10 protein-coding genes and 1 riboswitch are annotated in these 13,299 nt (G+C 69.2%); of the genes, 3 read left to right on the top strand and 7 right to left on the bottom strand.

The features are described from left to right. Positions 1-166: 166 nt before the first annotated feature. Positions 167-1,252, top strand: coding sequence for an epi-isozizaene synthase (gene cyc1 / locus ACTWJ9_RS10275; protein ID WP_443295610.1), 1,086 nt, complete (start codon positions 167-169; stop codon positions 1,250-1,252). Next, complete coding sequence (locus ACTWJ9_RS10270) at positions 1,249-2,646, top strand: bifunctional albaflavenone monooxygenase/terpene synthase (protein ID WP_387040113.1); 1,398 nt, start codon at positions 1,249-1,251, stop codon at positions 2,644-2,646. The genes cyc1 and ACTWJ9_RS10270 overlap by 4 nt, the downstream gene beginning before the upstream one ends. A gap of 105 nt (positions 2,647-2,751) precedes the next feature. Here the strand turns inward: ACTWJ9_RS10270 and ACTWJ9_RS10265 are convergent, their stop codons facing one another. From ACTWJ9_RS10265 to nagB, 7 genes are all read right to left on the bottom strand, one after another. Then, a complete protein-coding gene (locus ACTWJ9_RS10265) occupies positions 2,752-3,786 on the bottom strand; it encodes a ribonucleotide-diphosphate reductase subunit beta (RefSeq protein ID WP_387042557.1) in 1,035 nt (344 codons plus the stop codon). Then, positions 3,786-6,179, bottom strand: a complete 2,394-nt coding sequence (locus tag ACTWJ9_RS10260; RefSeq protein ID WP_443295609.1) for a ribonucleoside-diphosphate reductase subunit alpha — start codon at positions 6,177-6,179, stop codon at positions 3,786-3,788. Before ACTWJ9_RS10260 ends, ACTWJ9_RS10265 begins: the two co-directional genes overlap by 1 nt. A gap of 125 nt (positions 6,180-6,304) precedes the next feature. Then, a riboswitch (cobalamin riboswitch) is annotated at positions 6,305-6,499 on the bottom strand. Positions 6,500-6,514: 15 nt separating this feature from the next. Beyond that, complete coding sequence (locus ACTWJ9_RS10255; RefSeq protein ID WP_443295608.1) at positions 6,515-7,021, bottom strand: GNAT family N-acetyltransferase; 507 nt, start codon at positions 7,019-7,021, stop codon at positions 6,515-6,517. 81 nt (positions 7,022-7,102) lie between these two features. Continuing rightward, positions 7,103-8,731 carry a monocarboxylate uptake permease MctP gene (mctP, locus tag ACTWJ9_RS10250; RefSeq protein WP_443295607.1) on the bottom strand — a complete coding sequence of 543 codons (1,629 nt, stop codon included), beginning with the start codon at positions 8,729-8,731 and terminating at the stop codon, positions 7,103-7,105. Further along, positions 8,728-8,994, bottom strand: a complete 267-nt coding sequence (locus ACTWJ9_RS10245; protein WP_279333927.1) for a DUF3311 domain-containing protein — start codon at positions 8,992-8,994, stop codon at positions 8,728-8,730. Before ACTWJ9_RS10245 ends, mctP begins: the two co-directional genes overlap by 4 nt. Before the next feature lie 222 nt (positions 8,995-9,216). Next, positions 9,217-9,981, bottom strand: a complete 765-nt coding sequence (locus ACTWJ9_RS10240) for a GntR family transcriptional regulator (RefSeq protein ID WP_279333926.1) — start codon at positions 9,979-9,981, stop codon at positions 9,217-9,219. 205 nt (positions 9,982-10,186) lie between these two features. Then, positions 10,187-10,972: a glucosamine-6-phosphate deaminase gene (gene nagB / locus ACTWJ9_RS10235; protein WP_279333925.1), complete on the bottom strand. Its 786-nt coding sequence runs from the start codon at positions 10,970-10,972 to the stop codon at positions 10,187-10,189. Between the two features lie 658 nt (positions 10,973-11,630). On the opposite strand from nagB, the gene ACTWJ9_RS10230 reads away from it, so the two are divergent. Next, positions 11,631-13,106 carry a sensor histidine kinase gene (locus ACTWJ9_RS10230; protein ID WP_279333924.1) on the top strand — a complete coding sequence of 492 codons (1,476 nt, stop codon included), beginning with the start codon at positions 11,631-11,633 and terminating at the stop codon, positions 13,104-13,106. The last annotated feature ends 193 nt before the right edge of the window (positions 13,107-13,299 follow it).

The following is a 13,299-nucleotide window of genomic DNA, read 5'->3' as shown; positions in this document are numbered from 1 at the left end:
TCAGCCGCACAAGGGGAGAATCTCGGCATCGTGGGGTAGTGAATGAAGCAAACGCGTTCCCAGGGTGGTCAGTTGTGGTGCTGAATGGAGGGGTGGATACGCACCGGCGCACGCCCGGCGGAGAGGGCCGGGCACATGTCAACCGGCGGCCGAGAGGGGATTGTTCGTGCATGCTTTGTCACACGGCACCACATCGAAACCGACCACCGTCGCGGTACCGCAGGCGCTGTCTCTCCCGCTGATCGAGGCGGCGTTTCCCCGGCAGATCCATCCTTATTGGCCGAAGCTCCAGCAGGAAACCCGTGCATGGCTGCTCGAAAAGCGGCTGATGCCGCCCGACAAGGTGGTGGAATATGCCGATGGCCTGTGCTACACGGACCTCATGGCGGGCTACTACACGGACGCCGCCGACGAGGTCCTGCAGGCGATAGCGGACTACAGCGCGTGGTTCTTCGTCTGGGACGACCGTCACGACCGCGACATCGTGCACGGCCGGCCCGCCGCCTGGCGGCGGCTGAAGGGCCTGCTGCACGCGGCTCTCGACAGCCCCACGGACCACCTGCGCCACGAGGATCCACTGGTGGCCGGGCTCGCGGACAGTGTGCGGCGGCTGTACTCGTTCCTTCCGGACACCTGGAACGTCCGGTTCGCCCGGCACTTCCACGCGGTGATCGAGGCGTACGACCGGGAGTTCCGCAACCGGACGGAGGGGATCGTCCCCACCGTCGAGGAGTACCTCGAACTGCGTCGGCTCACCTTCGCGCACTGGATCTGGACCGACCTCCTGGAGCCGAGTGCGGGCTGTGAACTCCCGGACGTCGTACGGAAGAACCCGTCCTATCGGAAAGCGGCCCTGCTCAGCCAGGAATTCGCCGCCTGGTACAACGACCTCTGCTCGCTCCCGAAGGAAATAGCGGGGAGTGAAGTGCACAATCTCGGAATCAGTCTCATCACCCATGAAGGGCTGACCCTCGAAGAGGCGGTCGCCGATGTGCGGCACCGCGTCGAGGAATGCGTCAAGGAATTCCTGGACGCCGAACGAAGCGCCCTGAAGTTCGCCGACAGCCTCGACGACGGAACGACTGGAGGAAAGGAACTGGGGGTCGCCGTACGGGTCTGCCTCGGAAACATGCGGAACTGGTTCAGTTCCGTCTACTGGTTCCACCACGAGTCCGGCCGGTACATGGTCGACAGCTGGGACGACCGCTCCACGCCCCCGTACGTCAACAACGAAGCGGCAGGTGAGAAATGACCGTCGAGTCGGTGAAGCCCGACGCGTCCGACGCGTCCGACGTGTCCGACGTGTCGGGGGTGACCGAACTGCGCGAGCCTCCGGTGGCCGGCGGCGGGGTCCCCGGCCTGGGCCACGGCCTCAAACTGGTCCGCGATCCGCTGGCCTTCATGGCGCAGCTGCGCGACCACGGCGACATCGTGCGACTGAAGCTCGGCCCCAAGACGGTGTACGCCGTCACCACGCCCGCCCTCACCGGGGCGCTGGCGCTCGATCCCGACTACATCATCTCCGGCCCCCTGTGGGAGTCCCTGGAGGGCCTGCTCGGCAAGGAGGGCGTGGCCACGGCCAACGGCCCGCTGCACCGGCGCCAGCGGCGCATCATCCAGCCCGCCTTCAAGCTCGACGCCATCCCCGCCTACGGCCCGATCATGGAGGAGGAGGTCCACGCGCTGACCGAACGCTGGGCGACGGGGGAGACGGTCGACTGCACCTCCGAGTCGTTCCGGATCGCCGTGCGCGTCGCGGCGCGCTGTCTGCTGCGCGGTGAGTACATGGACGAGCGGGCGGAGCGGCTGTGCGCCGCGCTCGCCACCGTCTTCCGCGGCATGTACCGGCGGATGGTGGTGCCGCTCGGCCCGCTGTACAAGCTGCCGCTGCCGGCCAATCGCGCATTCAACCGGGCCCTGGCCGATTTGCACCGCGTGGTCGACGAGATCGTCGCCGAGCGCCGTGCGTCCGGTCAGAAGCCGGACGATCTGCTGACGGCATTGCTGACGGCGAAGGACGACAACGGCGACCCGATCGGGGAGCAGGAGATCCACGACCAGGTGGTCGCGATACTCACTCCCGGCAGTGAGACGATCGCCTCCACGATCATGTGGCTGCTTCAGGCGCTCGCCGCGCATCCGGAACACGGGGACAGGGTGCGAAACGAAGTCCTCGACGTCACCGGTGGGCGTCCGGTGGCATTCGAGGACGTCCGCAAGCTCGCCCACACCAACAATGTCGTCGTCGAGGCCATGCGTTTACGGCCGGCCGTCTGGATATTGACGCGCAGGGCGGTCGCCGACAAGGAACTCGGTGGCTATCGCATTCCGGCCGGGGCGGACATCATCTACAGTCCGTACGCGATCCAGCGCGATCCGAAGTCGTACGAGCGCCACCTGGAGTTCGATCCCGACCGCTGGCTCCCGGAGCGGGTGAAGGACATTCCGAAGTACGCCATGAGGCCGTTCAGCGTCGGCAACCGGAAGTGCCCGAGCGATCACTTCTCGATGGCCCAGCTGACCCTGGTCACGGCCGCGCTGGCGACGCGGTACCGCTTCGAGCAGGTGTCCGGCTCCGACGACGCCCCCCACGTCGGCATCACTCTGCGGCCGAACCGGCTGCTGCTGAGGCCGGTCGCGCGCTGAACCGTCCCGCCGGCAGGTGGTCGGGGCCGTGGCCGTGTTCATGGTCCGGCCCGTTCTCGCCGGCAGGTGCCGGGCGATCAGGGCGCCCGTTCTGTTCGGAGTTCTTCAGAAGTCCTCGTCCAGGTCGACCGTGCCCTCCACGGCGACCTGGTACGCGGACGGACGCCGCTCGAAGAAGTTCGTGAGCTCCTGGACGCCCTGCAGTTCCATGAAGGAGAACGGGTTGTCCGAGCCGTACACCGGCGCGAAGCCCAGACGGACGAGACGCTGGTCGGCGACGCACTCCAGGTACTGCCGCATCGACTCGGTGTTCATGCCCGGCAGCCCGTCACCGCACAGGTCGCGCCCGAACTGCAGTTCCGCCTCGACCGCTTCGCGCAGCATGTCCGTCACCTGCTGCTGAAGCTCGTCGTCGAACAGGTCCGGCTCCTCCTTGCGCACGGTGTCGACCACGTCGAAGGCGAAGGACATGTGCATCGTCTCGTCCCGGAACACCCAGTTGGTGCCCGTCGCGAGACCGTGCAGCAGGCCCCGGCTGCGGAACCAGTACACGTAGGCGAACGCCCCGTAGAAGAACAGGCCCTCGATGCAGGCGGCGAAGCAGATCAGGTTGAGCAGGAAACGGCGGCGGTCGGCCCGCGTCTCCAGCCGGTCGAGCTTCTCCACCGAGTCCATCCACCTGAAGCAGAACTCGGCCTTCTCCCGGATGGAGGGGATGTTCTCCACCGCGGCGAAGGCGGCGGCGCGGTCCTCCGGGGCGGGCAGATAGGTGTCCAGCAGGGTCAGATAGAACTGGACGTGCACCGCCTCCTCGAACAGCTGCCGGGAGAGATACAGCCGTGCTTCCGGGGAGTTGATGTGCTTGTAGAGGGTGAGCACCAGGTTGTTCGCCACGATCGAGTCGCCGGTGGCGAAGAAGGCCACCAGCCGCCCGATCAGGTGCTGTTCTTCCGGACTGAGCTTCGCCAGGTCGGCGACGTCCGAGTGGAGGTCGACCTCCTCCACGTGCCAGGTGTTCTTGATGGCGTCCCGGTAGCGCTCGTAGAAGTCGGGGTAGCGCATGGGGCGCAGGGTGAGTTCGAAGCCCGGGTCGAGGAGGTTCTGGGACCGGGCGGTGGCGGTGGCGGCGGTGGTGGACATCACTGGCAGGCCTCGCAGGACTCGGGGTTCTCAAGGGAGCAGGCGACCGCTTCGGGGCCGGGCGCCGGCTGCCGGACGGGGGCTTGTGCTTGCGTGTGCGCCTGGCCCTGGGCCGCGCGGGCGATGCGGGTCGCGGGGCGCGAGCGCAGGTAGTACGTGGTCTTCAGGCCCCGCTTCCAGGCGTAGGCGTACATCGAGGAGAGCTTGCCGATGGTCGGCGTCTCCAGGAACAGGTTCAGCGACTGCGACTGGTCCAGGAACGGGGTGCGGTCGGCGGCCATGTCGATCAGCGAGCGCTGCGGGATCTCCCACGCGGTGCGGTACAGACCGCGCACCTCCTCGGGGATCCAGGTGACGTCCTGCACCGAGCCACCCGCCTCGCGCAGCGCCTCACGGGTCCGCGCGTCCCAGACGCCCAGCCGCTTCAGGTCGTCCACCAGGTACGAGTTGACCTGGAGGAACTCGCCGGACAGCGTCTCGCGCTTGAACAGGTTGGACACCTGCGGCTCGATGCACTCGTACACACCCGCGATCGACGCGATGGTGGCGGTCGGCGCGATCGCCAGGAGCAGCGAGTTGCGCAGGCCGCTCGTGGCCATGCGCGCGCGCAGCGCGGCCCACCGCTCGGGCCAGGCCGCCTCCACGCCGTAGTGGTCGGGGTGCAGGACGCCCCGGGCCGTACGCGTCTTCTCCCAGGCCGGCAGGGGGCCGTGGGCCTCGGCGAGGCCGGCGGACGTCTCGTACGCGGCGAGCATGATCCGCTCGGCGATACGGGTCGAGAGGGCCTTCGCCCCGGGGGAGTCGAAGGGCAGCCGGAGCTGGAAGAAGACGTCCTGGAGGCCCATCACGCCCAGCCCCACCGGGCGCCAGCGGGCGTTGGAACGGCGCGCCTGCTCGGTCGGGTAGAAGTTGATGTCGACGACCCGGTCCAGGAAGGTGACGGCGGTGCGGACGGTGGCGTCCAGCCGCTCCCAGTCGAGGGCGCCGTTCGCCCGGTCGACGAACGCGCCGAGGTTGACCGACCCCAGGTTGCAGACCGCCGTCTCCCCGTCACTGGTGACCTCGAGGATCTCCGTGCACAGGTTGGACGAGTGGACGACGTGGCCCGGCTCGGCGGTCTGGTTGGCGGTGCGGTTGGCGGCGTCCTTGAAGGTCATCCAGCCGTTGCCGGTCTGGGCGAGGGTGCGCATCATGCGTCCGTACAGCTCCCGCGCGGGGAGCGTCTTCGTCGCCAGACCCGCCGCCTCGGCGGCCCGGTAGGCCGCGTCGAACTCCTCGCCCCACAGGTCGACCAGGTCCGGGACGTCGGACGGGGAGAACAGCGACCACGGCGCGTCGGCGTTCACCCGGCGCATGAACTCGTCCGGCACCCAGTGCGCGAGGTTCAGGTTGTGCGTACGGCGGGCGTCCTCACCGGTGTTGTCGCGCAGCTCCAGGAACTCCTCGACGTCCGAGTGCCAGGTCTCCAGGTAGACCGCTGCCGCGCCCTTGCGCCGGCCGCCCTGGTTCACGGCGGCGACCGAGGCGTCCAGGGTCTTCAGGAACGGGACGATGCCGTTGGAGTGCCCGTTGGTACCGCGGATCAGCGAACCGCGGGAGCGGACCCGGGAGTAGGCCAGGCCGATGCCGCCGGCGTGCTTGGAGAGGCGGGCCACCTGGTGGTAGCGGTCGTAGAGGGAGTCCAGCTCGTCCTTGGGGGAGTCGAGGAGGTAGCAGGACGACATCTGGGGGTGCCGGGTGCCGGAGTTGAACAGGGTGGGGGAGGAGGGCAGGTACTCCAGGCGGCTCATCAGGCCGTACAGCGCGGCGACCTCGTCCACCGAGCGGGCGCTGTCGTCCTCGGCGAGGCCGGCGGCGACCCGCAGCAGGAAGTGCTGCGGTGTCTCGACGACCTTGCGGGTGACCGGGTGCCGCAGCAGATAGCGGCTGTGCAGGGTGCGCAGGCCGAAGTAGCCGAAACGGTCGTCCGCGCCGGGGTCGATCAGCGCGTCGAGACGGGCCGCGTGCAGCAGGACGAACTCGGCGGTCCGGTCCGCGACGAGGCCCTCGCGGTGACCCGTCGAGATCGAGGAGGTGAACGACGTGACCCCCTGCGAGGCGGCCTCGGCGCGGATGCCGAGCGTCAGCAGCCGCGCGGCGAGCCGGGAGTAGGCGGGGTCCTCGGAGATGAGCCCGGCCGCCGCCTCGGTGGCCAGCTCCCGCAGCTCGGTCCCGTCCGCACGGGCGGACCGGCCGCGCAGCGCGGCGGCGGCGACCCGTCCGGGGTCGGCGTCGGAGAGGTCGGCGGTCAGCCCGGTCAGGGTCCGCAGCAGCGCGGCACCGGGGCCCTCGCTCACGTCGCTCACGTCGGTCAGGTCGACCGCTGAAGCAGGATCGGCTGGCGCGATGGTCACGTGGGGCTCTCCCTCGCTCGGCACGGGGCCTCGCAGAGGGGAGGGGGCAGCACACGGGCACGCGCACGCGCCACGCGTCCACCGGCCCATTCCACGAGGCCCGGACGTCAGGCACCCGGACCGGACGGCCGGGCGCACTGTCGGCAGGTCCTCGGACTGAAGCCCGTGCGGGCACGCGAAAAATGCGGAAAACGCAAGAAACGCGGACACGCACAAGTACACCGTTGCGGGACAGTTCCGGATTCGCACCGGATTCCCCTGCGGCGACAGCAAGCATGAGCATACATCTTGTGCCGGACGGCGCCAGCGGGCCCATATGTTGTGTCGCGGTGGGGTCAGAACGCCAATGTGCAGGAGAGAAGGTCGATGTCGTCCAGGTGCGGAACCGGGTTCCAGTCACGCTCGGGGGCGCGGACGAAGCCGAGACGTTCGTAGATGCGGTGGGCGGAGTGCATCATCCGCTGGGTCGACAGCGCGATCCCCTCACACCCCGGTGTGGCCCGCGCCCGGTCGACACAGGTGCGGACGAGGGCCTCCCCCACTCCGCGGCCCCGGGCCGCACGGGCGACCACGAGCATCCGGATCTCGGCCTCGCCGGGCCCGGCCAGGTCGGCCATGGGCCCGCCGTCCGGAACGAACGTCACCCCGCCGATCACCCGGCCGCCGTCCACGGCGACCAGCACCTCGGCGGCGGCGGCCCGCTTGGCGACGTCCCTGAGCTCGCCGAGGTACGGGTCGTTCTCCCCGAAGTCGAGCAGACCGTCCTCCAGATAGGTCTGTGCGGTGATCTCACCCAGTGTCTTGTACTCGTCGGGCTGCACCGGCCGAATCATGATGTCCATGGCGCGAGTGTGCCCGACGGGCAGGGCAGCGGGCCGCCGATTTTTTCCGGCGGCCCGCTGCCCCGAGCGCGCTGTACGGCGTCAGTGGGCGCTGCCCGCCGTGGCCGGCGGGAGCTCCACCTCGACGCCGGGGTCGCCCGCGTCCGCCGTGTAGTCCTCCGGCCTGGTCCGGTCGATGCCCTCGGGCGCCTTGAGTGCCCTCATGAGGAAGGTCAGCACGACCGTGACCACGACATTGAGCACGAAGGCGGTGAGGCCGATGTAGCCGATCTCGCCGATCCCCGGGATCTCCTTCGCGGACCCGCCGAAGTGCTTCTGCGTCGGCGAGGCCACCCCGTACGCCGCGACCGTGCCGTAGACCATGCCGACCGCCCAGCCGCCGAGCAGCGCCCAGCGGTGGAACCAGCGGGTGAACAGGCCGCCCACCAGCGCCGGGAAGGTCTGCAGGATCCAGATGCCGCCGAGGAGCTGGAAGTTGATGGCGACCGTCTTGTCCATGGTGAGGACGAAGACCAGTGCACCCACCTTCACCAGCAGCGAGACCACCTTGGAGACCTGGGTCTCCTGCGCGGGTGTCGCGTCGGGCTTGAGGAAGTCCTTGTAGATGTTGCGGGTGAACAGGTTCGCGGCCGCGATCGACATGATCGCCGCCGGTACCAGCGCACCGATGCCGATCGCCGCGAAGGCCACCCCGGCGAACCAGTCCGGGAACATGTTCTCGAACAACTGCGGGATCGCCAGCTGCCCGTTGTCGACATCGACCCCGGCCGCGATCGCCATGAAACCGAGCAGCGCCAGCAGGCCCAGCATCAGCGAGTACAGCGGCAGGATCGTGGTGTTGCGGCGGATCACCTCACGGCTGCGTGAGGACAGCGTCGCGGTGATCGAGTGCGGGTACATGAACAGCGCGAGCGCCGAACCCAGCGCCAGCGTGGCGTAGGTCCACTGCCCCGCCTCGCCCGGCACCAGCGAACCGCGCGGTGCGCCGGTGGCCGGGTTGGTCTCGCGGTACGCCTCACTGGCCTTGGCGAAGACGACGTCGAAGCCGCCCAGCTTGATCGGGATGTAGATGATCGCCACCGCGATCACGAGGTAGATCAGCGTGTCCTTCACGAAAGCGATCAGCGCGGGGGCCCGCAGACCCGACGAGTACGTGTACGCCGCCAGCACGCCGAAGGCGATCAGCAGCGGCAGGTCCTTGACGAACCAGTGGGTGCTCTCTCCGCCGCCGACCCCCATCACGTCCAGCACCGCCTGGATACCGACCAGTTGGAGCGCGATGTACGGCATCGTCGCCAGGATGCCGGTGAGCGCCACCGCCAGCGACAGCCCCTTCGAGTCGAACCGGCCGCGCACGAAGTCGGACGTCGTCACATAGCCGTGCTTGTGCGAAACCGACCACAGCCGGGGCAGGAAGGTGAAGATCAGCGGGTACACGAGGATCGTGTACGGCACCGCGAAGAAGCCCGCCGCGCCGGCCGCGTAGATCGCCGCCGGTACGGCCACGAAGGTGTACGCCGTGTACAGGTCGCCGCCGAGCAGGAACCAGGTGACCCAGGTGCCGAACGACCGGCCGCCCAGGCCCCATTCGTCGAGGCTGTGCTCGTTCGCGGCCCTGCGCCAGCGGGCGGCCAGAAAGCCCATCGCCGTGACGAGGACGAAGAAGAAGATGAAGACGGCGAGTGCCACGCCGTTCACGCCGTCGTTCACCGCTGCGCACCGCCCTTCGCGGCCGCGCGGGCGCGCTGATCACGCCGCCACAGCGCGTACGCGGTCACCGTCAATAAGGCGGAGACCGGCACCCACAGCATCTGGTACCAGTAGAAGAACGGGATGCCGATGAGGACGGGGTCGGTCTTCGCGTACGAGCCGACCCACATCAGGGCCACGAACGGTGCCAGGAGGCAGACGGCGATGACGACGCGCATCGGCGTCACCACCGGCCGTCTGCTGGTTTCTGGGGCTTGCGACATAGAAACGGTTCCGTCCCCTCACTGATCGCCTGTTTGACGCGCAGGAAATCTAGGTGGCGGCGGACCGGGGCGGAACCCCTCGCGGGGATTGCGTACTTAAACTCCACGGAACCTCGCCCGGACAGCGGCGGACTCTTCGGCGAAACCCCCGCCGATCCCTCCGGGTTCAGTCCTGCGGGCTCAGCTCTGTGGACTCAGTTCTGCGGGATCGGTTCTACGGGTTCAGTCCTGCGGGCGCTTCAGGCGGGCGACGAACTTGTACCGGTCGCCCCGGTACACCGACCGCACCCACTCCACCGGCTGCCCGTCCCGGTCCCGGGAGTGCCGGGAGAGCATCAGCATCGGCAGTCCCACATCGGTGCCGAGCAGGCCGGCCTCGCGCGGGGTGGCCAGCGAGGTCTCGATGGTCTCCTCGGCCTCCGCCAGGTGGACGTCGTACACCTCGGCGAGGGCGGTGTAGAGGGAGGTGTACTTGACGAGACTGCGGCGCAGCGCCGGGAAGCGCTTCGCGCTCAGGTGGGTGGTCTCGATGGCCATCGGCTCACCGTTGGCCATGCGCAGCCGCTCGATGCGCAGCACCCGGCCGCCGGGGGTGATGTCGAGCAGTTCGGCGAGCCCGTCGTCGGCGGTGACATAGCCGACGTCCAGCAGTTGGGAGGTGGGCTCCAGGCCCTGGGCGCGCATGTCCTCGGTGTACGAGGTGAGCTGCAGCGCCTGCGAGACCTTGGGCTTGGCGACGAAGGTGCCCTTGCCCTGGATGCGCTCCAGACGGCCCTCGACCACCAGTTCCTGGAGTGCCTGGCGCACGGTGGTGCGCGAGGTGTCGAACTCCGCCGCCAGGGTGCGCTCGGGCGGGACCGGCGTGCCGGGCGGAGCCGTCTCGGTCATGTCCAGCAGGTGCTTCTTCAGCCGGTAGTACTTGGGCACGCGGGCCGTCCGGACCGTGGTTCCGCCCTCGCTCTCCGTGCTGTTGACGTCGGTGCTCATGTTCTGCCTTCCCGGCTCCGAGTGCCGAACGACCGACACCCCATCGGCCCCGGCTCACATCGTGGCACGGCTGCGGGCGGGGATGTTCCCCGCACGCTCCGTGATCCCCTCTGTATACCCTCGGGGCAGGGGCTGGTCTAGTCCAGCAGGGCGGCCCGCGGGCGTCCGGCGCCCACGACGCCCATGGCGCTTCCGGGGACTGCGGTCAGATCCCCTGCCAGTCCGGCTTGTTCACATAGGCGTGCCGGAAGTAGTCGGCGAACTTGAGCTTGCCGGCGGCGGCCTCGTCGACGACGACCGTGGCGTGCGGGTGCAGCTGCAGCGCGGACGCCGGGCACACGGCGGCCAGCGGACCCTCGACGGTCGCGGCGATCGCGTCCGCCTTGCCCTCGCCGGTGGCGAGCAGCACCAGGTGGCGGGCCTCCAGGATGGTGCCGATGCCCTGGGTGATGACGTGGTGCGGGACCTGGTCGACGTCGCCCTCGAAGAAGCGCGCGTTGTCCGCCCGGGTCTGCTCGGTCAGCGTCTTGATCCGGGTGCGCGAGACGAGGGAGGAGCACGGCTCGTTGAACCCGATGTGCCCGTCCGTCCCGATGCCGAGCAGTTGCAGGTCGATGCCGCCGGCCTCGCCCAGTGCCTTGTCGTACGCCTCGCACGCGGCCTGCACGTCCTCAGCCGAGCCGTCGGGGCCCATGAAGGCGTCCGGCCCGATCCCGAGCGGCTCCAGCACCTCGCGCCGGACCACCGAACGGTAGGACTCGGGGTGATCGGCGGGCAGCCCCACATACTCGTCGAGCTGGGCGATCCTCGCCCGGGAGGTGTCCACGGCACCGGAGCGCACCTGGTCGGCCAGTGCCTGGTAGACGGGCAGCGGCGTGGAGCCGGTGGCCACGCCGAGCAGGGCGTCGGGCTTGCGCCGCAGGAGTTGCGCCATGGCCCCGGCGATGAGTTCGCCGCCGGCCTTGGCGTCCGGAACGATGACAACTTCCACGCTGAGCCTGCCGATCTGAGAGGGGACTCGACTGGTGACCGGCCCCGGACGGGACGGGCGAGTCGTGTGGTTTAGACCAATATGAATTTAACAGAGCCGGGGTTCCGTCCCGGGCCCAGGCCGCGAATGCCGGGCCCTCGGCCCCACCCCAGCATCCCAGGACGGGACGGTCGCGGTCCGCTCGCCGAAATCACCGTGCTTTTCCGGTCCCGTACCGCGCTCCCGCGGGATAGGCTGCACGGTGGACGACCGCGGACCCGCCTCCGCGCGACACGGAAAACGCGACGCCGAAAGTCGACGCCGCAAGCCGACGCTGCACGTCACCGCCGAAAGTCGACGCAGGAAGTCGACGTGAGAAGCCGGCACGGGAAAAGACAACAGCGAACAGTACCCGACGCATGGACACGGGTAGTGGTCTAGTCCACAATGCGTACCAGTGCACACCAGCCTGCCTTCCCCGCACAGGAAGGCGGACCGAGGACCCGGAGCTCTCTGCCCTGACTGCCCCGGTTCCTCACCCTCGGCCGACCGGGACCGCACACCCCACGGCCGATGTCGCTCCGGGCTGCGGTGCCGGGAGGGCTGAGGGTCCCTCTCAGGCGCCGCGGCCCGCGGGTGTCTCCGGGGGAGGGTGCGACGCCCCGGTACGCTCGCTGACGTGCCCTCCATGAACGAACTCGTACTCCAGCACACGGCGCTCGACGACACCGACCTCGAGTGGCTGCATCTGCTGGTCTCGGAGTGGCAACTGCTCTCCGACCTGTCCTTCGCCGACCTGGTTCTGTGGATCCCCACCCGGGACGGCACCCGTTATGTCTCCGTCGCCCAGATGCGGCCCAACACCGGCCCGACCTCGCACCAGGACGACATGATCGGCCATCTCGTCCCGCGAGGCCGCCGGCCCATGCTGGACGCGGCCCTGGACGAGGGACGGATCGTACGGGAGGGCGACCCGGAGTGGCGCGAGGAGGTTCCGGTCCGCGTCGAGTCCATCCCCGTACGGCGTGAAGGCCGCGTCCTCGGCGTCATCGCCCGCAACACCAACCTCCTCACGGTGCGCACCCCCAGCAGGCTGGAGCTCACCTACCTGCAGAGCGCCTCCGACCTGGCGCAGATGATCGCCACCGGAGCCTTTCCGTTCGCGGACCGGCAACTCGACATGGGTGCCCTGCCCCGGGTGGGTGACGGGCTGATCCGGCTCGACGCCGAGGGCATCGTCCAGTACGCCTCCCCGAACGCACTGTCCGCCTACCACCGCTTGGGCCTCGCGGCCGACCTCGTCGGCCACCATCTCGGCCGGACCACCGCCGAACTGGCCCCTTCCCGCGGGCCGGTGGACGAAGCGCTCGCCAAGGTCGCCAGTGGCTGGGCGCCGCGCGAGTTCGAGATCGAGGCGACCAACGTGGTCATCCAGTTCCGGGCGATCCCGCTCAAACCGAAGGGAACCCGCATCGGTTCACTGGTCCTGCTCCGGGACGTCACCGAACTTCGCCGCCGCGAACGCGAGCTGATCACCAAGGACGCGACCATCCGGGAGATCCACCACCGGGTGAAGAACAACCTCCAGACGGTGGCGGCGCTGCTGCGCCTCCAGGCCCGGCGGATCGGTTCCGAGCGCGGCCGCGCGGCGCTGGAGGAGGCGGTGCGCCGGGTCGGGTCCATCGCGATCGTGCACGAGACGCTCTCCCAGAACCTGGACGAGCGCGTGGAGTTCGACGAGATCGCCGACCGGGTCCTGGCGATGGTCGCCGAGATCTCCCCGGGCAAGGTCACCGGCCGGCGCACCGGCCGCTTCGGCATACTCGACGCCGAGGTCGCCACCCCGCTGTCGATGGTGCTGACGGAGGTGCTGCAGAACGCCCTGGAGCACGGCTTCCGTGAGGGGGAGACCGGCACGGTCGAGGTGACCGCGGTCCGCGGCGGCACCACGAAGGAGACCCGCCTGCTGGTCACCGTCCAGGACGACGGCGTCGGCCTGCCCGAGGGCTTCGACCCGCACACCGCGGGCAACCTGGGTCTGCACATCGTGCGGACCCTGGTCGAGGGCGAGTTGAGCGGCACCTTCGACATGCTCCCGGCCCCGGAAGGGGGCACCCGGGTGATCCTGGACATCCCGGTGGACATGAACAAGTGACGCACAGTGACAAGCGAAGAGCCCCGGACCGGGAAACGGTCCGGGGCTCTTCGCTTGTTTGATGGCGTTCCCCTCCGGCTCGAGGTGAGCCGAGAACTCGGGGGAGCATCGGGGGAACTGCGTGCTGCGGCTCGGGGGCGGGAGATGCGTACGCGCTGTACGCGCCGCCAAGCTCAGGCTGTCAGCAGGGGTG

It is taken from the genome of Streptomyces sp. GDS52, from assembly GCF_052246875.1.
In the GTDB taxonomy this organism is placed as follows: domain Bacteria; phylum Actinomycetota; class Actinomycetes; order Streptomycetales; family Streptomycetaceae; genus Streptomyces; species Streptomyces cathayae.
The sequence above is the reverse complement of the archived record's forward strand: the minus strand, read 5'-3'. Positions and strand labels throughout refer to the sequence as shown.